Genomic DNA, 21,308 nt, shown 5'->3' with positions numbered 1-21,308 from the left:
TTCATAAGGATTAACAATGAAAGAAACAGGAAAATTGTCAAAAGAGTTGACGCAAAGCATGCTTCGTGCGGAACAAGTGATGCAATCCATGGAACGGTATAGTATGAAACGCATGGATGGTATCTTTTCTGGCAAAGTAGATACGTCAGTGCTTACCTATTTAGGGGATGAAAGTATTGATTTGAATGAATGGCATCTATATCGTATTGATGAACTGGTCTATTCTGAAAAAGAAGGCTTGAAACGGGAAGCCATCGAAAATGTATTATCTACATTTAGAGGTATGGATGATGTCAACATTCTTTATTTAATTTTAGGTGATACAGATAAAGTAAACTTTTATATGGGGGTTAGTAAAAACCTTTACCTAGAAGCCTGGGGAGAGAAGAAACAGGGGAAAGCTGATTTGTCTATTGAAAGCTATGGACCTCATATTATGAAGCCTAGTTTAGAAGGTAATTTTGTGGGTAGTCAGATTACGGAAGTAGCAGATTACGCTGAGAAACAAAGCATTATTGACCGCATTAGAGCGTCTAAATCTTCTGGATTTATCAATGGGGTTCCTGGATTTGTGGAACAAGCATTGGGAGAATCCAAGGACTTTCAAGGAGTAGAACGTCTCGTAGACACCATGGTGGGAACTGATTTTGCCTTGGTGGTCATTGCTACACCGTGTACAGGTAAGGACGTCGTAAAGTTAGAACATCGAGTGAATCGTCTTGTAAATCTAGTAGAACCAATTGGTAAACTGAGTAAACAAGAAACTTTGATGGACCAATATCAAACTAGTGAAGATACTACAGAAGGGGTAAACCGCAATGTAGGGACAGTTAAGTCCGTGGATTCTAGTAGTTCAGTAAGTAATACGAAAAATGATGTAAAAGATAGTCGAGAAGATTTTTCTACACAATCCAATGCATCAAAAAATGATACTACCACCGATCAAAGTGCTCAAACACAAAGTCATGGTATGAATACGGTTCAATCCCGAGATATATCAAACCAAACAGGATCCGAGAGAAATCCGGATGTAAATAGACGATCGGAATCAACAGATAACAATATGAGCTATCAAGATAATACATCTAAGAGTGTGGCTCATACAAATCAGTGGTCAGATTCTAAGACTAGCTCCACTAGTACTACTTCAAGTCAAAGTGTTTCCAAAGGAAGTGATACGAGAACTTCCCAAAGTCGTAATATGTCTGTTCAAAAAAGCCATAATATTTCTAATCGGACTGGGAAAAGTAGTAGTGATTCGTCGCAAACTACGTATAGTTTACAGTTAGAGAAGAAAGCTGTCCTCAATGTCTTGAAATATATAGATGAGGTCTTTCAGCAACGGGTAGACAAAGGGAAAAGCAAGGGGAGCTACGTGGTTAGTACGTACTTAGGAACACGGACCAATCGTGCTACATTGTACCGTTTGGCGAATACTGTGATGGGGCTATATGGTGGTGAAAAAGGTAATTTAGAGCCACTTACATTTGTAGAACTCACGCATTGGCAAAATAAGGACAATGAAGAAGCCTTATCTGCTCGTAGGATTTTTGAAAACTTTCAAATTCCCGTAGTTGAAAGTAAAAAGGAGATTTGGAAATCTGTTTACTCGAAAGTTGTGTATGAAACACTGGACAAGGAAAGTGTTGGATCTTGGCTGACTGGTGATGAACTTGGATTGCTAATGGGTATGCCACAACGTGAGGTACTAGGTGTATCCGCCAGAAATGAAGTGGAATACGGTCTAAACCCTAAGGCAACGAATGAGATTGATATAGAAAAGAGCATTGAATTAGGATCTCTTGTGCACCATGGGGATGTGCGTAAAGAGAATAAGATTTACATTGAAAAGAAAAATCTTAGCAAGCATACCTTCATCTGTGGTGTTACGGGTAGTGGTAAAACGACTACATGTCAAAGTATTTTGCTAGGCACAGATTTGCCATTTTTAGTCATTGAACCTGCTAAAACAGAGTATCGAGCGCTTATGAATCAACCGGGTGGAGAAGATGTCATTTATTTCACCTTGGGTCGTCAAGATATTGCGCCATTTTTCCTAAACCCTTTTGAGATTATCGAAGGAGAAAGTATTACTAGTCGTGCAGATATGTTGAAAGCTGCCATTAATGCGGCCTTTGAATCGGAAGCGGCTATACCTCAAATTATTGAAGCGGCTACCTATGAAGTGTATAAGAAAAAAGGGTGGAATATTCGGACCAATGTATGGATAAATCCTAGTACAGGCAAAGAAGATAATCCATTTGCCCCTGATAGTTATGCCTTCCCTATGTTAAGCGATTTCATCAATGTTGTAGAAACTGTAACAAAAGCACAAGGCTTTGGAGAACGCTTAGAAGCCGAATACTTAGGGTCCTTAAAAGCTAGATTACAGGCGCTGACGGTAGGCGCTAAAGGAATGATGCTAAATACCCCTCGTAGTATTGATTTTAAAAGTTTAGTCAATAAGCGTGTAGTCATTGAGCTAGAGGAAATTAAGGATGGTACAGAAAAATCTTTAATCATGGGCTTTATAATTACAAACTTATTAGAGGCTATTAAATATCAGTATAGAGAGAATCAAAATTTCCAGCATATTACATTAGTGGAAGAGGCCCATCGTTTATTGAGCAAATACGAGCCGGGGGATAGCCCTAACAAAAAACGTGGTGTCGACATTTTCGCAGACATGCTAGCAGAAGTTCGTAAATATGGGGAGTCCCTAATTATTGTGGATCAAATTCCAAATAAAATGACTCCAGAAGTATTAAAAAATACGAATACTAAAATTGTTCATAAAATCTTTGCTACCGATGATAAAGACGCAATTGGCAATATGATGGCATTGAATGATGAGCAAAAAGAGTTCTTATCCTATTTAGAGGTAGGTCGAGCCATCGTTATTACGGAAGGTTGGAAGAAACCGGTACAAGTGCAAGTTCATCCGCGCGCTGAAACCAATGATAGTATATCTGGATTGAATCCTAAAGAACTGGAGAAACAGCTAGCAGAAAAGGCATATGCCTATTATGCTGAACATAATAGCACTGGAGTATTGCCAGGGTTTAGCACCTTCCATAATCAAGTAACACCAAATATTGTAAAAGAATATTTTGAGTTACATCAGAAAGATGTCATGTTGCATGATCAACGGTTACGAAACTTATTATCCGGTAGAGCAAACATTTCAGATGCTGATACGTTATTTACTTATTTAACATCAATTTTTACGGAATTTAATCTGTCTATTATGACAGATAAAGTATTATCGAAAAAAGAAAATTTATATAAATCTTATTTTTGGGGACAATTAGGATGTAGAGTGAACTCTGAGAATAGAGAAACATTATACTCAATATTGAGTGAAATTATACAATTAATTTTAGAAAATGATGAGTTAAAGAGGGAACAATATATGTCCTCTGAGCAAAAAGGATTTCATGCAAAACAAAAAGAATTTATTAAATATTTGAAATAAAAGGAGGAAAATAGGAGTGTTTGGTTGGATTGGATCAGCAATTAGCTCAGCTTGTAGCTTTGTAGGTAGTTGTATAAGTGGTGCGGCAAAAGTTTGTGGTGGTATTGTAAAAGGTGCAATGGCTGGTTTGGCTAAAATCGGAGGAGCTATTGCCAGTAAAGCATCAGCTTTTTTAGGTAGCCTTACAGCCGGCTTAACAACCTTTCTAACACCTGTTTTAGGCCCATTAGCACCGATTGTTAGTGATATTATTGTTAATATGTTGGCTAATGTAATTATGAATTTACTGATCGACAAAGGTGAACCAGAAATGGAAGAGGAAGAAATTGAAGAATATGGATTCCTTGTTGAAGAGTCTGAAAAGCATCCCGAGTGGCCTAAAGAGGAAAGCTTCAGTTCCGCAAAAGAACATTATCTAAAATTAAAAGAGCTAGCTGAAGGTGAAGGTATTCATATGACAGAAGCGAAGCGTCTTTCTGTAGAGTCCCTCCGTCGTCGTGCCTCTGGTATGACTGCTTTATGGGAGCGATTGGAACGAAAAGAAGGACTTACGATTGCTAGAGAGTTCTTGGTTCATGCAGGGTTAAAAAAATTTGATAAAGATGAATTTAGAGCTGTTTTAGATATCTCTAAAGAGTTAGGATACACAACAGTTCCCTATATGGATTTTAAAGAAGGCAAGATGACGCCTGAAGAGGAAGAAAAATATATCGAAGCAGTAGTCAATAAGATTCGTGAGATAAAAGCTGAGAAGGGTGAAACCTTGGATATTGTTTCTGCGTATAGAGAGTTTAATAATATGAAGGCAGATCCAAGTAATGACACGATACTTCAAGCATATAAATCTGAAATTCAAGCATTTGAAACAATGGGTGAAGAAAAATTATTTGATATAAATGCACTTAAAGCAGAATATAAAGAGCATAATTTACAAGATGAATTAGAAACTTTAGACGAAGTTGAAAAGCACAACTAAGGATTAATTATGAGTGGAAAACTAAAAAAAAGTGCTACTACTGAAGAATTTTTAATCTTTTATGAAAAACTTAGAAATGGGTTCAATATAGAGAAACGAGCAAGTATATCAGATGTATCAGACAATATAGTCACCTTAGGCAGATTAAAAAGTGATGCAGCGAGGAAAATTTCTAATGCTTACCTTAACTTTCAACAAATTCAGGCTAGTTTGAGCTATCCACACACACAAGAGGTAGGTACGCAAGAGCAGGTACTCACAAAAGTTCATTCTAAGAAAGAACAGATTTCTAATAAACAAGGGGCTATCAAAAGCCAAAATTTGTTAGGTAATTATGATGAACTTGTATCTCGTCATGAAAAAGAAGGTCAGAGATTAGCTAAAGCAAATGATAAAGACTTATGTCGAGTTGTCAACCATATGGATTCACGATATATGACAGATATACCTGACCTATCAGATAAGGAAGAAGTACAAAACTTTCTATCGATGGAGCAACTTGCGTTAGAGTTTACTCAATTAGAAGATGAAAATTTAGATGCTTGGTTAAAAGCATAATATACAAGAGCTATCCTATGATTGTATTGTAGGATAGCCTCTTATGCGAAAGGGATATAGATGAAAATAAAAAAATTACTTTGGTGTATTCATCATCATCAACTGCAATTGTTCTACTATCGTAGAGGCCATTTGGAAATCAAAAAATGGGATGGTGATGTGATGTTCACCTTTGATATAAGTAAAGAGAACAATAGAACAGTCTTAGTAGATAGCGAACTAGAACATTTTAAGGGCCATTGTTGGAATAAAATTGGCATCAGTTCTGATGAATATATTTCTTCTATTGTACTAGTTGATCGAAGTTTTTCTTTCGATGCAGAAGTGGCAGAGGCGATTGTTAAAATGATTCAATCTCATAATGGCTCTAAAGTGGTAGATGATGGTGAGTGCATTTGGGAAGAAGAGGATATTCAAACTATACTCAACGCTAGAGAAGATGAGTTATTAATCGACGATCCAGAGATTGCAGAAACAGCGATTACACATGCTACGGGCACTATGGATATCGTGGCTAGTCAAGGAACGAAGTATATCGTGTTAGAACCAGTGGTGATAGAATCAATTATTATAGAGGAAACTGAAGACACGAACGTTTCTGAAAGTGAAATAGCATTAAAAGACATTCCAACAACTGTAGCATCGCAGGAAGATGCTCCGTTACCACCTGTCATTAATAAACCGAAAAAAGCGAAAACTAAGGGAGTCCCACAAGTTTGTTTCCCAGATACAACACCAAAATCAGAAAAGAAAAAGCAGGTAACAACTATCACAGAAGCAGAGGTTAATGATGAGCTAGAAGAGTCACAGTCTCTACTGAACCCATTGGGAAAAAACTTTGCCAATAATCAGGACATTTCAAAATTTATGAGTAAACGGACAGAAGGGTATAACCATGGCGTTAAGGAACCTGAGTAGTATAAGCAAAGTGGTCAATGCTATCATTAGTGTAAGGGATACAAAATCTATGAAGAATAAAGAAAAATGTAAAAATGATATCATAAATGAAATGACAAAGACAATGGAACCTAAAACAAGTGTACCCATGTCCAAGGATAAGGAAGAGTGGAAACGATTACGTGAATCCTTAGTGGAGAACCAATCTACAGCACTCACTAGTTATCCAATGAAAGTCACACAATTGCAAGAGATTACTAAAGGGCTAGTAGTTGAAAAAATAAAATCCTTCCTCGATAAATTAGCCGTTATATTTAACGAAGAATACATCGTATTTAAAGAAGATGGATTTGGGTGGTTGCGGAAGTCTAATGATTTAGTACCGTTGTATGAAGGGACAGAGGACATTATATATCATGATGTGATGGATTCTTCCCAAAATAGAAATAGGATTACAACCTTCTCTAGAGGTAGTTGGAGATTTGCACCTATTTCAAATAAATTGATAAATCTTTATAAAGCAAGAAAAATTAATTATGCTGATGTGAATAGATGTAAATTGATTTCTAAAAACGTTATACAATCATATTATGAAAATTATGGACAATGCTTATCTAATAAGAATGTGGAATTATACAAGCATGAAATTATTAGTCCAGGGTATAAAAGTGGATTTAGCATATTCCAAAACTACTCATATGATAGTGGAGAACGACAAGGGTTTGAAATATACCCTAAATCCGATTATACTTATAGCCATTCAGGTGGTTTTGCTATTGTTATCACTAAACATGTAGATGTATCCAACCCCAATGAGGTTTTAGCCTACGCCCTTTGTGAATTTAAACAACCAAATCATCCACTAATGAGGAAGTGGGACAGAAGATTGTACACATTGTTGGAACAGTTGTATAAACAAGGAAATTTTTCAGAATCTGAAAAAATTTCTATTAGTAAGTTTGCTATTCTAAAAGAGAGAGAAACAGATACATCAGGAAATGCTGTTTACACCTCAGATGAACAAGCAGTAATTGCTAAACTACATCAAGCGCTACTCAAAGAAGAAGAGCAAGCTCATACATTTGAGAAACTTAAAACATATGATGACGTGGTTAATTATCTTGATGCAGATTCACAAATAGAGAATGCTTTTTTTAATCAATCTCTTACATCCCTACTAGAAGTAGAAACTACTCGTGCTAATATTCAACCCTATGAAATGGATGTATTACGAGATGTGAATAAAGGTCATTGGGACTTATTTGAAATCTTACAAGGTGATATGGGAGAAGATGAAGTGATACTTCCGTTGCCAAAAGGAGAAGTATTAGTGGCACGTGACCCATTAGCTGATGTAAATACAAAGGTTACTTGTGCCATCGACTTCGGTACGAAAAGCACAGTAGTGGTCTATCACAATAGGAAATCTTCCTTGCTACGGATTGGTGCCTCGGATCAATGGGCAGAACCTCGTATGGAAGACTATGAAAACCCAACAGCCTTGCATATCATTGATTATGATCGTTTCATGGAGGACTATCATAGCAAAGAGGGGCGTCCACCTACACGTTGGGAGGACATGACTGTATCCCATCATGCAGCAGAAAAAATCTATCAAAAAGATATTCATGCCGATGTGTATTATTCTGTATTCAATGAGTTGAAGCAATGGGCTAATGCCACAGGTCGCCGTCAATTATTACAAGACAGTACAGGGAAAAAGATTGAGTTAAAACCATATACTACATTGGAAGATGGTGATTTTGACCCTATTGAAATCTATGCCTATTATTTAGGTTTATATATCAACAATATGCAACACGGTATTTGTGTCAAATACTATCTATCATTCCCAGTGAATTATGCTTCCGATATTCGTGATAGAATTACAAAAAGCTTTGAACGGGGGATTCGGAAATCATTACCGGAACGAGTTCTTAATGACAAAGAAGCTATGAAGCGTTTTAAAGTAAAACCAGGGGCAAGCGAGCCAGCAGCCTATGCACTGAGTGCTTTAAAAGCATACCAAGTAGAACCGATTGAGCGAGACACAGATCCATCTCCGACCTATGGTGTCTTCGATTTTGGAGGCGGCACCACGGATTTTGATTTTGGCAAAGAATATATTTCAGAAAATAAAAAATTCTATTACGAAATCAAACAGTTTGATAATGGTGGAGATCCATTACTAGGTGGTGAAAATATCATCAATATCTTGGCCTATGAAGTGTTTAAAGCAAATCAACAAGTAATGCGTGACAATAAGATTACCATCGTTCTTCCGAATGAGAAATGTAAACGCTTTGATGGTAGCCAAATGCTCGTAAAAGATGTAGATACTGGTGATCAAGTTTCCTATTTAAACTTAAAACTATTGGCGAGTCGCTTACGACCTATTTGGGAAGAAAAAGGCGACTATGCTACGGAATTTAGTACTGGCGATGTTAACATTGATTTATACACTACGAATAAGGAAAAGAAAACAGTCCCTGTAAAAGTAGATGTAAGCATGTTACAAAATGTTATCAAACAACAAATAAATGACGGTATTGATAACTTCATGTCTACATTCCATCGTGCTTATAAAGGGAATGAATCAGAATGGACATGGCCTTTGCATATTTTGCTAGCCGGTAACTCTTGTAAAGCTCGTTTATTGCAGGAACAATTGGTAATCCGTCTGTTAGATGAACTAGAAGACTTGGATGCTTATTTATCAGGGGAACGAGATGTGTCTAATATTTTCCGATTATATCCGCCGTTAGGAGCATCTTTCAATGTAGAAGCATTAGTGAAGTCGATTACAGATTCTGGGGTAGACATCACAGAGGAACGGAAGCATATTTTAGATACTATGTTATATACAGAAAAATAGGTATAGAAGATGATTCACATCTTATATGATAGTTAAAGAGGAAACAGATATGCAAAATTTTGAAACCATGCGCACAGGTAAAACTGGTGTTGCTTTTGGACTGATTCGTAGTATTGATAGTGCTCGTGATGTTTTTGTTATTCCTTATGAGGTGGATGAAGAGGGTGAAGTTCCATTTCCTTACTTATTAGGTATTAAAAGCCGTAAGGAGACATTTGAGTGCTTGATTGGTGAAAAAATACCATATCAGTCATGGGCTCCTTTCATGGCATGCACATGTGATGAGTTAGATATTTATTACACAAAAGAAGCGCGTGCTCATGAAGGGAATATGCCTATTGATGAAGTTAGCTATGAGAACTTGTTTATTGAAGAGGAGCACGTTGACACTGACGACGGCTACGTTTTCATCCGTAAAATAGATCCTACTACCATCGAATGTGTAGTGGCCACTCATGATGAAATGAGAAAGAATCAGAATGTGGATGCATCTCGTATTTACAAGTTAACATTAAAGGGATAATTTCATCAATTTCACTCTACGCAGTGCCCATTCTCTATGCTATAATGTATATTACGTATCGAAAAATGCATTGTATAGTATTCATGTAGAAGGGAAGACACAGTATGCCACCAGAGTTAGAAGAACCGCATCAAGGGCTCGGTTCCAGACAGAAAAAACGTATTATAGGAGTCAAACCAGGTCAGTTTGTGAAAGGCCTTGACGGGCTAAAAGGATTAGCCATTCTAGGCGTCACGATTTTTCATCTATTTCCCCATGCAGCCAGTGGCGGGTTCATGGGGGTTTCCCTTTTCTTTGTATTATCGGGTTATTTATTAGCTTTCACCACCAATCAACAATGGAAGTTGGGGAATTACAGTGTTTCAAAATTCTTTCAGCGTAGGGCAGAGCGGATTCTCATTCCCTTAGTGTTGATGGTGACGGTCATATTAGGACTGTGGCATTTGCTGTTACCTGACAAGCTAGCGGGCATACGCCCAGAAGTGATGTCCATTTTGCTAGGCTATAATAACTGGTGGCAAATCGCGCAAAATGCAGATTATTTCACCCGTTTAGTGAACACATCGCCATTCACCCATATGTGGTTTATGGGTGTAGAAATCCAGTATATTGTCATTTGGCCCCTCTTATATTGGACCTATACAGCACTGAAAAAACAGTGGAGTTATACCATCGGCCTTGTATGGATGCTAGCATTGGCGTTAGGATCCTCTGTCATTATGCCACTACTATATACAGCGGGTATGGACGTATCTCGTTTTTATTACGGTACAGACACGCGGCTATTCGCTTTGTTATTGGGCGCCTTTTTGGGATTGCATCGGAGTGAACAAAAACTGTATCCGTTGGGCACTATGAAAGGAAATGTTATCAGCAGTATATTCCTATTGGCAGGCATCATTGCCACCGTAGTAGGATATATCTATTTAGATGGACAAAGTCCTTCTCTTTACACCTACGGCATGGTAGCATTTACCTGCTTATTTGGTCTCATGGTGTGGTTAGTAGAACGTCCTAATACACCACTTGGAAAGATAGTAGATATGCCACTCCTTGCCTGGTTTGGTAAACATAGTTATGGATTATTTTTATGGCAATATCCAATGATTTATCTCTTTGAACATATGGGTATCATGGACTACTTCGCATCACCCATAGCTTACTATATCGTCTTAGTATCGGCTATCATAGGCCTTACACTTTGGTCTGAAGCGGTGACGAATTGGTGTGTCCGTCAACATAGTGTCCGCGCCATTGTGGATGTTATTCGTTCCTATTTTGTGAAAGTTGTTTCTATCGTTGGGGCTATTTGTATTGTCCTAGGCGTGTATGCCTTCAGTACAGCACCTGCAGAGAAGCAACAAGATGTGACAGAGTTACAAGTGCGATTGGCGAAGAATGCAGAATCTCAAGCTGCAGAAAATGCAAAGGTCATCGACCTTTCTACTGTCAGCGATCCACAAGATATGGTGCATATGGCAGCCATTGGTGATTCCGTTATGCTTGGCTCCGCTCATGCATTGCGACAAGACTTTGCAGGTATCCAAATTGATGCCAAAGTATCTCGCTATGTAGGGGCAGGTTTAGGAATTGCGAAACAAATGGATGCGAACCAGCAACTAGGAAATGCGGTACTCATTGGTCTTGGTACCAATGGTCCTATTACAGGCTACTATGAAGATGAAACAAAAGCGTTGGTGCAGTATTTAGGTTCAAATCGTCAGATTTTCTGGATTAATAATTATGCGCCAGGCATCCAGTGGATTGAAGCCAACAATGCGTACTTAACTAAGCTTGCCAAAGAACATCCTAATGTACATATCATCGACTGGGCTAGCCTAGCATCGAAACATCGGGATTGGCTCGGAGATGATGGCATCCATCCGAATGATACCGGTGTGAAAGAATACTCTAAATTCATTCATGATGAAGTGAAAAAAGTATTGCTCCAACAAGGAGAAATAAATACAAAACAGAAAAAACGCTAAACACATATCGATAGATAAGGGAATTAGCTAAACATGCCAATGCATAAGGGCTGTAACGAAATGTAAACTTACATTTTGTTACAGCCCTTTTGGTTTATCATTGTTATTCGACTCTCAATATTTTCAAAAAGTAAAAAAATAAGAGCCATATCTCTCGATACGTCTCTCGCAAAAGTATGGTTACTTTTTCTATATATGTACATATTAACTTAGTCTAAACCAATTGTCAATGACAAGAGTATTTGATTAATATCCCCTAAAATAGCACTCACAGTCAAGGTTGACTGGTAGGAGTGTTTTCTAGGATTTTAGAGGGTGCACAGAGAAATCCTAAGTACGCAAGTAAAGGAGGTGACACTATGTACCATGTGGAGATTGAGCTGGATCATTTCTTTCAGCGTGCCTATGAAAGTGGAGCCAGTGATATGCATTTTGATACCTTAGAAAAAGAGGTGCAGGTTCGATTTCGTTTGGATGGTCGTTTGCAAGAGATAGCGCGGATTCCCATGCCAGAAGGTGAGCAAGTGATGAATCGTTTGAAAGTGTTAGGGTCTTTGGATATTAGTGAAAAAAGATTGCCTCAAGATGGGCGGTATGTGTGGACCCATGGAAATCACTCAGGAACGATACGCATGTCTTCCTTGCCCTCTGTGTATGGTGAAAGTCTTGTATGCCGTCTCTTTTGGCATGATGAACAGATAAAATCTTTAGAAGAATTAGGCATGCCGGATCATATTAGTGCAGAGGTGCGTAGATTATTGGCACGTCCACATGGGTTACTGCTTGTGTGTGGGCCCACAGGGTCTGGTAAAAGTTCTACCTTGTATGCATTATTGCAAGAACTTAATGGAGAAGAGGAACAAATCATTACTTTGGAGCATCCAGTGGAACGTATCGTAGAAAAAGCTGTTCAAATTGGTGTACAGCCACAGATTGGTATGACTTTCAGTACAGGATTACGTGCCATTTTACGGCATGACCCAGATACCATAGTGGTTGGTGAAATTCGGGATCAAGAAACAGCACAGTTAGCGGTGCAGGCAGCGCTCACAGGGCATCGGGTGCTATCCACAATTCATACAAACCATGCCCTAGGCGTAGTGGAACGATTGGTAGATATGGGTGTAGAAGACTATCTTGTGCGTGCTACTTTGACCGGTGTGATATCGCAACGATTGGTACGAATGCTAGTAGATGGAGAATATCATGGTCGTTGTGGATTGTATGAGTTGCTAGCTATTCCAGGTTATGATTGTCATTGGGAAGAGCTAGATTCTCATTTACTTTGTTCTTTAGAAGACTCTGCACGTCGAGCCATCGAGCAAGGGCTGACTACGGAAGAGGAAGTTCGTCGTGTGGGGGTAGTACTATGATTTGGCCACAGTTATTGCACGAAGCTATTGAGCGAGGGGCTACCGATATTCATGTACAAAGTGGGACAGTCTATTGGCGATTAGGGATGGATGTAGTACCTACGGAATACCAATTATCTGATGAAGACATGCTAATGTTTCTAACCGACCAAGTACAGACTATATCGGATACTATGATGTCCTATGATGGAGCCATGACTTTTGAAGGCTTACGTATCCGCGTGCATCTATTCCGTTGGCGTTCTGGTTGGGGTGGTACCTTACGTATTTTGTATCCTCCTAAAACGGGCCTCGATACATCGGAAGAAGGTAATTTATTGCGCCGTATATCTTCTTTCAAAGAGGGGCTGGTCATTATCGCTGGTGCTACTGGTTCTGGAAAATCCTACACTCTTACTTCTTGTTTAATGCACATTAATGAAAGTATGCGCCGTCATATTATTACACTAGAAGACCCCATAGAATATGTATTGGATCATCAACAGTCCTTGATACACCAACGGGAATTGCATACACACTTTCATCATATGGCGGACGGTATTCGAGATGCATTACGAGAAGATCCAGATGTGATTTTAATTGGTGAGGTACGGGATAGGGAAACCTTGGAAGCAGCATTACATGCGGCGGAAACGGGGCACCTCGTATTTGCCACTTTGCACACGCAACGTGCTACCATGTCAATAAACCGGATGATTTCCATGTTTCCAGCACACCAACAAGAGGAAGTGCGGACACAACTTTCACAGATATTACGAGCCGTCATCTGCCAACGACTGGTTGTTATCGACGATAGATTTATACCGGTACGAGACATTTTAATTAATACCCCTGCAGTGGCTAATTTGATACGGCAACGAAAGGAGCCACAAATCGTATCCATACAAGAAACGCAAAGGCCCATGAAAACACTGGAAATGGCAGTTGCCGAGTTAAGGTCTATCTATGGTTCATCGCCAGTGTTAGAGTCTGTATTACAGGTAAATTAGTGGAGAACATCTATGAGTTGGTATACCTATGAAGGATTTACGACGGATAAAAAAATAGTGTCAGGCAAAGTATGGGGCGACTCTGAAGAGGAAGTGCAGGCAAAGCTAGCCTATCAATCTATCACACCGATTCATTTGGAATGTGTTGTGGGGAAGGAAAGAAAAAAACAATGGAAAACAGCTCATATGATTCATTTTGCCTATCGTTTACATATGTTGTTGGGGGCCGGCATATCCTTACGAAAAGCCTTAGATATGATGACCAATACGAAAGGATCTACTATCCCCTATGAAGATATTCGTGAAGATGTAGGACGTGGTATGGCATTGTCAAAAAGTTTAGCCAAGTACCATTGCCCTGTCATTGTTACAACTATACTGGAAGCGGGTGAAGCATCAGGGACTTTAGTGGAGTCCTTAGGGATGATTCAAAGCATGTACGAAGAGGAGCACCGATTGCGCCAACAATTAGTATCAGCCATTACATACCCATCATTTTTGGTGGTACTTATGATAGTATTTGTAGGTGTTGCAGTGGGTTTTATTTTACCGCAATTTAAATCTGTCTTTGAGAGCATGCAAATCGAATTGCCACCGATTACAGCAGCCCTTTTTGCAGGAGGTACATGGTTACAACAAAAAGGAGTGTATCTCCTGATTACCTTACTAACATTTGGTATGCTTTTATGGAAATCGTACGAACGAGAATCTGTGAAATTCAGTGTGCATCGTAAGGTTTGGCTATGTATGGCACAAAGGGAATGGCTTATGGCCTATACGATGGTACGTATGTGTCAGATTTGGAAGCTACTTTTAAAAAGTGGGATACCTTTGTTACAACTGTTGGATATGACAGAATCGCTATGGGGTAATCGTTGGGCTAGTACCTTGCAAAGAGAGGTGAAAACTCGTATCTCTCAAGGGCATGGATTTACTGATTCATTAGAAGAGGTGCAATTAGGAACTTCTTTTGTATGGGATTTACTTCGCATCGGAGAAGAAACGGGTGACCTAGAAAGTATGTTAGATCAAGGGTATGCGTATTATAAAGGAATTTTGGAACGGATCGTGAAACGAGGAGAACAATTGTTAGAACCTATTATGCTCAGTATTATGGGCAGTATAATCGCTTTACTTGTGGTAGCAGTAATGCTGCCGATGTTTAATTCAATTTCAGTTATTCAATAGGAGGAATTATGGAAGCACTTCGACAACGTTTGTCTTTACGACAACGGAAGCAACAAGATGGATTTACATTAGTAGAATTAATGGTGGTTGTGGCTGTCATTGCCATTTTAGCATCCTTGGCAATGCCACAATTTTTAAATGCCTCAAACAAGGCGAAGGAAGCGAAAATTAAATCAGATGTGACAACGATTTCCAACGCAGCGCAGCTGTATATGATGGAACAATCTACCGATACAGTACCGACTGTAGATACATTGTACAAAGAAGGGTATTTGACAGAACATGTGAAAACTCCTAAAGGGGGCGAGTACACAATCACCAGTGTACAAAATGAAGGTGGTAAAGGTAAACATATTGCTGTCACAGCACCTGATGCTGACAATTAATTAGTAGAAGGAAGAGGGAAATATGGAGTATGTGCTAGGAGGTATTGCTGGTGTCACAGGAGTTGCAAGCCTCTATCTCATTGTTTCTTGGACCTATATGAAAACACATAGTATGTGGTGCCTTATGTCCATCTTTGCTCATATCATAGGGACAGTAGGGCTTTGCTATGCCTATCAAGTCGGATACATTATGAATATCTATGAACTGGGACTTCTTTATATGCTGGAGGTAACGCTCTTTTGGGGATCAACCATCGATAAGCTATATTATATTCTTCCCGATGAGGGAGCTATTCTAATTTGTATATGTGGATTTGTTTACCAGTGGATAGGTAATGGTGATGTGCTGATGATAGTCATCAATGCTCTTTGTATGGGCGGATTGTGGTGGTCATTACGCTGGTTTAGCCGTGGTGGTGTGGGATTAGGTGACATCAAATGGTTGATGGCCATTAGTTGTTGGCTCACATCGGTGGAATGCTTGGCATTATGCGGACTTTCCTCTATGATTGGCATCTTGTACAGTTGTGTGTGGCGTATTACATCTCCGAATCATACCTATATTCCCTTTGGTCCTTCCTTCAGTATGGCAACGATTTTATTATTCATCTACCCTTTTGAGAGGTGGCTATGATGAAAGTACCTAAGCACCCAGAAGAAGGTTCTTTATTAGTGGAAGTTGTATTGTATATGACGATTTGTTCTCTTATCATTGGCATGGTGTTGTTGTTACATAATGGAGAACAACGAGAGTACTACCAATTTGATCGGGAAGGACGTATTTTATTTGCGCATATTAAGCGTATGCAGATGGCTACCTTGTATGGCAATTTGCAACGTAGTGGTGGCAATCATATCCTATTAGGAAGAAGGCAGTATGGCTATATTAACGAGTCAAATTCTATTACTTATCATGAGCTGCCTCCGTCTATGTACATTGAATTTACTGGCACATCTCCAATATTACGATTTACTGGTCATAAGGCGGTAGGGAAAGTGTTTACCGTTACTTTAGTAGATACGGTGATTCGTTATAAACGGACTTTTATTTTTGCTCGTCAATCGGGGCGTGTACGGTGGGAGGAATCAAAATATTGAAAGTACAACAAGAGGGATTTCTCTACATGGATGTATTAGCTTCGCTGTTTGTCATGAGTCTATTATGTTCCACTTTATTTGTACTTATGATGAGTAGCATCCAACAATATAAGAAGATGATGGATGAAGATAGAACTTTGCAAGCTATGATTTTGTATATGGAAGAGGGGAAAGTAACCTATGCAACTACTGGACATGTTGAAAGTGAAATACTTCCTTCTGTAGGAGATATTCGCTTTCAGAGAATTGTGGATACGAAACTAGGGGAGATTCCGGTACTCACCGTTATTGCTTATCGAAATGGAGAAGAAAAGCATCGATTTAGAACGTATCTTATGAAATACAATAGATAGTATCATATGTTCTAAAAATATAAAAATATCGAACAATAGTATTTACAAATTACTAAATAAGTAGTATAGTATAGATGAAGGTAGAAAATATGTTCTATTTGTTTTGTAGAAAGAAGAATAGTAAGAGACATATACAGATAGGAGGCTTTCTATTAATCGAAGCACTAATAGGTTGTTTATTGCTAGTCGTCATAGTAACGGGATTCTTTTTAATTGCTTCTCATAGTATGAAGTGGCTGCATATGTTGCATCATCGCCATGAGTTATTATTAGATGCTAGGTTTAGTCGTATACAGATAATGAATCGTCTTCGCTATAGTGAGAAACAGCCACAAGTCAGTGAAGATGGTTCCTGGTTAGTATCTCCTTCTAATTGGAGAATACGGGTCTATCAAGATGCCTTTGTGATTATCCTTTCAGATGGACAATTACAAGCTATCACAGAAAGTGAAGTTAGTCCCAAGATAGGACAGATACATGTATTTCCACAAAACAAACTGTTTTTTCAAGAACAATCAAATGGTCTTATTAATTTACATTGGTATTCTGAAGTGCATCCCTATTGGTGGCGATCTTATATTCAACTTATGGAAGGCGGACAGAATCATTACCAAGTTCAGACGGGTATCTTACCGTATGCAACATATATAGAGGGATTACAACATACACACTAAGCAAGGCTAAGTAGTTAGAAATGGCATAGAAGGAGATCGTATATGTTGAAGTGGAACGGGAGGAAGAAAAATGGTTTTGTTTCGTACATGATTTTATTGATGGCTATGACAATTATGGGGGCTTGGGCTGCGTGGCAACAAACGATGCAAGTCACCTATCAAAGCATGATTGATGAATATCGGTTTGTGCGATGTCAATATGGGATAGAACGAGGAATTGTTCTAGGAACCAGGAAAGAATTTTTCCTTGCCCATGAGAAAGAAATTTCTGGTAGTGGTTCGCCAAAGTATGTACTAGAAGAAACAGATACAGAACGGATAGAAGCAATCCTATATAAAGAGCGAGAACCTCGACGATATTGTTTACGGCTAATTTGTAGCGATATGGAATCGGGAACAAATGTGAGGAAGGATGTATATTTTTCTGCCCTTTATAAGGATGATATGTTTGACACAACACGCATAGACTGGGTACAAGAATAAGGAGATGTAAGATGAAAAGCAAACGAGTAATGGCCATTGCCATAGGAAATGATGAAATTGTGGGAATCAAAGCCTATAAAATGGGAAAAACTGTAGTTGTGGAAGATGTGATAGCACAACGACGACGTAGTGAAATAGAGGAGGATACAAAAGAATTTTTTGAAAACTATGGAGAATCAGATATTCCAGTGGGGTGCGTTTTTGAAAGCCCCTTGCAATCGGTGCATATGGAAACTCCGAAAATGGATAAATTAGAGCAATACTTATTTACAAAACGGGAAGGAAAGAGATTATTTGATAGTGAAGAATGTCCAGTGGCGATAGATTTTGCCTCTCGACCTGGCACAACGGATGAATTAATGTTTGTTCTCATTGTGGCATTAGAACGAAAACAAATCAAACAGGCGGCTCGAGGGATTCAACAAGGAGGGGGTAATCTTTGTGTTATCGATTACTGGCCAGCACCGCTTGCATTCAGCCGTGGTCGAGAATCATCTATGCTTTGTATCACTCCAGAAGAGGATAAGGTGCGAGTATCGTTATGGAATGATAAGTTCTGCACTAGTCATACTCTAGTGGATACTGATGTAGAAACTGTGTTAGCTGCGTGTGAGACTGTATATGAAGAGAGTCAGAAATTTAATGTACCCTATCCTAAAGGTGCTGTTGTAGTTGGTTTTAAGGAAGAAAAAGAAACAGAGTATGAATCCATTTTAGAGAAGTATGGTACCATCGAACAAGTTTCCATTCATGTGGTTGATAGGGGAGCCGATTACAATCCACAAAATATAACACATGAAATGGCAATGGGATTAGCGATTAGGTTACTTACTGATGGAAAATAAGGAGAATTTTAATTTCATAGAGCCGGATATACAGTGGATGTGTTGGTATATTCGGTATAAACATATATGGTGGACTGTATTGGCTCTATTGATTGTTATATTAGTAGGTTCTGTGGCGATGGGCACAAAAGCATATAGTGAGTATCAAGATATGGTTGAAAAACAAACAGAGGTATTTTCACATCATATTGATGCTAAGGAAGCTCATAGTGTGTATGAAGCTATGGTTTATGAAAATAAAAAAGAAGAAGCACCGCTGCAGGGGACGTTAAAGGAATGTATATACTTATTAGATGCTTCGAATACATATCACATCCAATTGGTGGAGTGGTCTACTATGAACCAATGGTATGTGGAAGCTAGAGGAAGGAATGAAAATGAATTACATCAGTTTAGTTTGGTGTTGAGTCGATTAGGAGGTCACCGTCACTATGATGAAGTGGTGGAAAAAGAATCCGGAACTACACTATACCGCAGTCGTATTACAGGCACTGTGGAAAGCTCTGCCCATTCCCAAAAGAAGTCTACTCCTAGTCATTAGTGTGTACTGTTGTGTGGGGGCTATTAGCATTAGTATGATGGTGTACTTTCAAGGAGAAACGAAACTAATTTCCTCAGAGATTGATGAAGAGATACTTTCACAGGAGGCAGAAACAACATTTTTAAACAGTGAAAGTTATCAATTTGTGAAACAATTGAATGACAATATGTTAGACTTAGAAGGTTTGTATCATTTGGTGTTGTCCACCATTGGAGATACACCTTTGGTGATAGTGAGTACTCATAAAGAAGAAGAGGCTCTAGATGTGGTAGTACAAGGATCTACCCTAGATATGGTGCAGTGGTTAGCGGGCATGCAAAAGGTGCACCCTACCTTAGGAATTACTATAGAAAAAATTATTCACATGCAAGGTGTTACGACATTACAATGTAAGATTCATGAAAATACTAAAAAATAGCCTTAATGGTTTGTCAAAGTATAGTCGAGTATAGTAAAATAAAGTTAAAAATTACTACTAGATTGAAGAATGAGATATTATATAACATGAAAACGACTATCAAGAGAAACATTATCCTCATTGGTTCTATGGGGAGCGGGAAAAGTCACTTAGGTCGAAATTTAGCGGATGCCAAAGGCTGGCAATTTGTTGACACGGATCGAATATTAGAGAAACGATATAATATGCCTATTGCTGATATTTTTAAGACAATAGGCGAAAAGGCCTTTCGCCGTGCTGAGTTTGAAGTGATTAAAAAGGTTGTTATGTATCATGAAGCGGTGATTTCCGTAGGTGGAAATTTCCCTATCGATATGCGTACATTGCGGTATATGCAAAAGTATTCCTTTATTGTGGGCATACGTGCCTCACATTACAGAATTGTGAATCGCGTTAATCGTTGGGTTGGTAAACGACCGACGATGAATTATGATGATGTAGCTGGTTATGTAGCATGGATGATGCGTAGGTGGAAACCATTATATCGTAAATGTGACCATGTATTAGATACGACGCACAGTCATACTGATGAACTCGTTACTAGTATTGATGCATCAGTAAAGTCTAAAGGTATATATTTTAAACGGCGAAAAGTACACCAAGGTGAATAATATGAAACGAATAGGTATTTTAACAAGTGGTGGAGATGCACCAGGAATGAATGCAGTCATTCGTTCCGTAACAAGAAGTGCAATATATGAAGGCCTCGATGTAGTAGGAATACAGCGAGGCTTTTTGGGCGTTTTAGAAGAAGACTTTATTCCTATGACTCGACGCAGTGTAGGGAATATTGTGAACAAAGGTGGAACGATTTTAAAATCTTCCCGTTGTCTTGAATTTAAAGAACCTGAACATCAACAAAGGGGCTATGACAATTTGCGTCGTCATGGCATTGATGCTTTAGTCGTTGTTGGTGGTGATGGATCTATGTGTGGTGCCAAAGTGTTGTCTGACTTAGGACTACCTACGGTGACAATTCCTGGCACTATTGATAAAGATATGAATGGTACCGATTATACAATTGGTTTTGATACAGCTCTTAATACCATCATTGATGGGGTGAGCAAAATTCGTGATACCTCTACGGCTCATGATCGGGTAGCTATTGTAGAAGTGATGGGTCGCCATGCGGGGCATATTGCTGTGTACGCAGGCGTTGCATGTGGTGCTGAGGTGGTGCTGACACCAGAGGTACCAATGACATTAGAAGAGGTAAAAGAATCATTAGAAAATACGACTCGGAATGGTAAAAAGAATAGTATTATCATCGTTGCGGAAGGCGCGTACAGCGCCTTTGAAGTGGCCCAACATATTAAAGAGAATACATCCTATGCACCTTCTGTGACTGTCTTAGGGTATTTACAACGCGGTGGCTCACCGTCTGCCTATGATGCACTAATGGCTGCTCGCTTAGGAGAGGCGGGAGTACGTGCTTTATTAGAAGGGCATACACATCATCTGATAGGGGTTCATTGCAATCATATTGATGCCATAGCCTATGAAGATGCCGCAACATGTGAGTATCCTTTAGATACTTCTTTATACCAATTATTACGTGTGTTAGGACAATAATTTCATAGTAGTTTCACCATCGTATTGTATAAGATAAAGAAAACTAACCATAGTTTT

At 38.9% G+C, this 21,308-nt stretch carries 21 protein-coding genes; all 21 read left to right on the top strand.

The features are described from left to right. The first annotated feature begins 16 nt into the window (after positions 1-16). The 21 genes from EO125_RS05690 to pfkA all read left to right on the top strand — a co-directional run bounded on the left by EO125_RS05690 (position 17) and on the right by pfkA (position 21,251). Complete coding sequence (locus EO125_RS05690; protein WP_127148048.1) at positions 17-3,475, top strand: ATP-binding protein; 3,459 nt, start codon at positions 17-19, stop codon at positions 3,473-3,475. Positions 3,476-3,491: 16 nt separating this feature from the next. Continuing rightward, entirely contained in the window at positions 3,492-4,451 is a 960-nt protein-coding gene (locus EO125_RS05685; protein ID WP_127148047.1) for a hypothetical protein, read from the top strand. A gap of 9 nt (positions 4,452-4,460) precedes the next feature. Continuing rightward, positions 4,461-5,009 (top strand): hypothetical protein, encoded by a 549-nt coding sequence (locus tag EO125_RS05680; RefSeq protein WP_127148046.1) that lies wholly within the window; start codon positions 4,461-4,463, stop codon positions 5,007-5,009. Between the two features lie 60 nt (positions 5,010-5,069). Further along, complete coding sequence (locus tag EO125_RS05675) at positions 5,070-5,927, top strand: hypothetical protein (RefSeq protein WP_127148045.1); 858 nt, start codon at positions 5,070-5,072, stop codon at positions 5,925-5,927. Between the two features lie 49 nt (positions 5,928-5,976). After that, a complete protein-coding gene (locus EO125_RS05670) occupies positions 5,977-8,781 on the top strand; it encodes a hypothetical protein (protein ID WP_127148044.1) in 2,805 nt (934 codons plus the stop codon). Between the two features lie 49 nt (positions 8,782-8,830). Further along, positions 8,831-9,304 carry a hypothetical protein gene (locus EO125_RS05665; RefSeq protein WP_127148043.1) on the top strand — a complete coding sequence of 158 codons (474 nt, stop codon included), beginning with the start codon at positions 8,831-8,833 and terminating at the stop codon, positions 9,302-9,304. A 104-nt stretch (positions 9,305-9,408) separates the two neighbouring features. Then, positions 9,409-11,292: an acyltransferase family protein gene (locus EO125_RS05660; RefSeq protein ID WP_127148042.1), complete on the top strand. Its 1,884-nt coding sequence runs from the start codon at positions 9,409-9,411 to the stop codon at positions 11,290-11,292. Between the two features lie 359 nt (positions 11,293-11,651). Beyond that, the gene (locus EO125_RS05655; protein WP_127148041.1) at positions 11,652-12,665 is read left to right on the top strand and encodes a GspE/PulE family protein; all 1,014 of its coding nucleotides are present in this window, start codon (positions 11,652-11,654) and stop codon (positions 12,663-12,665) included. Next, positions 12,662-13,654 (top strand): type IV pilus twitching motility protein PilT, encoded by a 993-nt coding sequence (locus EO125_RS05650; RefSeq protein ID WP_127148040.1) that lies wholly within the window; start codon positions 12,662-12,664, stop codon positions 13,652-13,654. The genes EO125_RS05655 and EO125_RS05650 overlap by 4 nt, the downstream gene beginning before the upstream one ends. A gap of 12 nt (positions 13,655-13,666) precedes the next feature. Continuing rightward, positions 13,667-14,842 (top strand): type II secretion system F family protein, encoded by a 1,176-nt coding sequence (locus tag EO125_RS05645; protein WP_127148039.1) that lies wholly within the window; start codon positions 13,667-13,669, stop codon positions 14,840-14,842. An 8-nt stretch (positions 14,843-14,850) separates the two neighbouring features. Then, positions 14,851-15,228 (top strand): competence type IV pilus major pilin ComGC, encoded by a 378-nt coding sequence (locus EO125_RS05640; RefSeq protein ID WP_127148038.1) that lies wholly within the window; start codon positions 14,851-14,853, stop codon positions 15,226-15,228. Between the two features lie 22 nt (positions 15,229-15,250). Continuing rightward, entirely contained in the window at positions 15,251-15,862 is a 612-nt protein-coding gene (locus EO125_RS05635; protein WP_127148037.1) for a prepilin peptidase, read from the top strand. Beyond that, the gene (locus EO125_RS05630; RefSeq protein WP_127148036.1) at positions 15,859-16,326 is read left to right on the top strand and encodes a hypothetical protein; all 468 of its coding nucleotides are present in this window, start codon (positions 15,859-15,861) and stop codon (positions 16,324-16,326) included. The genes EO125_RS05635 and EO125_RS05630 overlap by 4 nt, the downstream gene beginning before the upstream one ends. Then, entirely contained in the window at positions 16,323-16,679 is a 357-nt protein-coding gene (locus EO125_RS05625; protein ID WP_127148035.1) for a hypothetical protein, read from the top strand. The genes EO125_RS05630 and EO125_RS05625 overlap by 4 nt, the downstream gene beginning before the upstream one ends. Before the next feature lie 242 nt (positions 16,680-16,921). Continuing rightward, on the top strand, positions 16,922-17,353 hold the full coding sequence (locus EO125_RS05620; protein ID WP_127148034.1) for a hypothetical protein: 432 nt from the start codon (positions 16,922-16,924) through the stop codon (positions 17,351-17,353). 42 nt (positions 17,354-17,395) lie between these two features. Further along, complete coding sequence (locus tag EO125_RS05615; protein WP_127148033.1) at positions 17,396-17,836, top strand: hypothetical protein; 441 nt, start codon at positions 17,396-17,398, stop codon at positions 17,834-17,836. Between the two features lie 11 nt (positions 17,837-17,847). Next, positions 17,848-18,681 (top strand): hypothetical protein, encoded by an 834-nt coding sequence (locus EO125_RS05610; RefSeq protein ID WP_127148032.1) that lies wholly within the window; start codon positions 17,848-17,850, stop codon positions 18,679-18,681. Next, a complete protein-coding gene (locus tag EO125_RS05605; RefSeq protein WP_127148031.1) occupies positions 18,671-19,222 on the top strand; it encodes a hypothetical protein in 552 nt (183 codons plus the stop codon). The genes EO125_RS05610 and EO125_RS05605 overlap by 11 nt, the downstream gene beginning before the upstream one ends. 34 nt (positions 19,223-19,256) lie before the next feature. Next, on the top strand, positions 19,257-19,640 hold the full coding sequence (locus tag EO125_RS05600) for a hypothetical protein (RefSeq protein WP_127148030.1): 384 nt from the start codon (positions 19,257-19,259) through the stop codon (positions 19,638-19,640). Between the two features lie 86 nt (positions 19,641-19,726). Then, the gene (locus EO125_RS05595; RefSeq protein ID WP_127148029.1) at positions 19,727-20,290 is read left to right on the top strand and encodes a shikimate kinase; all 564 of its coding nucleotides are present in this window, start codon (positions 19,727-19,729) and stop codon (positions 20,288-20,290) included. A gap of 1 nt (position 20,291) precedes the next feature. Continuing rightward, on the top strand, positions 20,292-21,251 hold the full coding sequence (gene pfkA / locus EO125_RS05590) for a 6-phosphofructokinase (RefSeq protein WP_127148028.1): 960 nt from the start codon (positions 20,292-20,294) through the stop codon (positions 21,249-21,251). Positions 21,252-21,308 lie beyond the last annotated feature (57 nt).

The sequence above is a fragment of the Veillonella sp. VA139 genome, from assembly GCF_003992005.1.
GTDB lineage: Bacteria > Bacillota > Negativicutes > Veillonellales > Veillonellaceae > F0422.
Note: the sequence above shows the minus strand (reverse complement) of the source record. Positions and strands in the feature narration are given on the sequence as shown.

Excerpts from the sequence above, each read along its gene's own strand:
- EO125_RS05690 (WP_127148048.1), top strand. The coding sequence starts at position 17 with ATGAAAGAAACAGGAAAATTGTCAAAAGAGTTGACGCAAAGCATGCTT.
- EO125_RS05680 (WP_127148046.1), top strand. The coding sequence starts at position 4,461 with ATGAGTGGAAAACTAAAAAAAAGTGCTACTACTGAAGAATTTTTAATC.
- EO125_RS05675 (WP_127148045.1), top strand. The coding sequence starts at position 5,070 with ATGAAAATAAAAAAATTACTTTGGTGTATTCATCATCATCAACTGCAA.
- EO125_RS05670 (WP_127148044.1), top strand. The coding sequence starts at position 5,977 with ATGAAGAATAAAGAAAAATGTAAAAATGATATCATAAATGAAATGACA.
- EO125_RS05665 (WP_127148043.1), top strand. The coding sequence starts at position 8,831 with ATGCAAAATTTTGAAACCATGCGCACAGGTAAAACTGGTGTTGCTTTT.
- EO125_RS05660 (WP_127148042.1), top strand. The coding sequence starts at position 9,409 with ATGCCACCAGAGTTAGAAGAACCGCATCAAGGGCTCGGTTCCAGACAG.
- EO125_RS05655 (WP_127148041.1), top strand. The coding sequence starts at position 11,652 with ATGTACCATGTGGAGATTGAGCTGGATCATTTCTTTCAGCGTGCCTAT.
- EO125_RS05650 (WP_127148040.1), top strand. The coding sequence starts at position 12,662 with ATGATTTGGCCACAGTTATTGCACGAAGCTATTGAGCGAGGGGCTACC.
- EO125_RS05645 (WP_127148039.1), top strand. The coding sequence starts at position 13,667 with ATGAGTTGGTATACCTATGAAGGATTTACGACGGATAAAAAAATAGTG.
- EO125_RS05640 (WP_127148038.1), top strand. The coding sequence starts at position 14,851 with ATGGAAGCACTTCGACAACGTTTGTCTTTACGACAACGGAAGCAACAA.
- EO125_RS05635 (WP_127148037.1), top strand. The coding sequence starts at position 15,251 with ATGGAGTATGTGCTAGGAGGTATTGCTGGTGTCACAGGAGTTGCAAGC.
- EO125_RS05630 (WP_127148036.1), top strand. The coding sequence starts at position 15,859 with ATGATGAAAGTACCTAAGCACCCAGAAGAAGGTTCTTTATTAGTGGAA.
- EO125_RS05620 (WP_127148034.1), top strand. The coding sequence starts at position 16,922 with ATGTTGCATCATCGCCATGAGTTATTATTAGATGCTAGGTTTAGTCGT.
- EO125_RS05615 (WP_127148033.1), top strand. The coding sequence starts at position 17,396 with ATGTTGAAGTGGAACGGGAGGAAGAAAAATGGTTTTGTTTCGTACATG.
- EO125_RS05610 (WP_127148032.1), top strand. The coding sequence starts at position 17,848 with ATGAAAAGCAAACGAGTAATGGCCATTGCCATAGGAAATGATGAAATT.
- EO125_RS05605 (WP_127148031.1), top strand. The coding sequence starts at position 18,671 with ATGGAAAATAAGGAGAATTTTAATTTCATAGAGCCGGATATACAGTGG.
- EO125_RS05600 (WP_127148030.1), top strand. The coding sequence starts at position 19,257 with ATGATGGTGTACTTTCAAGGAGAAACGAAACTAATTTCCTCAGAGATT.
- EO125_RS05595 (WP_127148029.1), top strand. The coding sequence starts at position 19,727 with ATGAAAACGACTATCAAGAGAAACATTATCCTCATTGGTTCTATGGGG.
- pfkA (WP_127148028.1), top strand. The coding sequence starts at position 20,292 with ATGAAACGAATAGGTATTTTAACAAGTGGTGGAGATGCACCAGGAATG.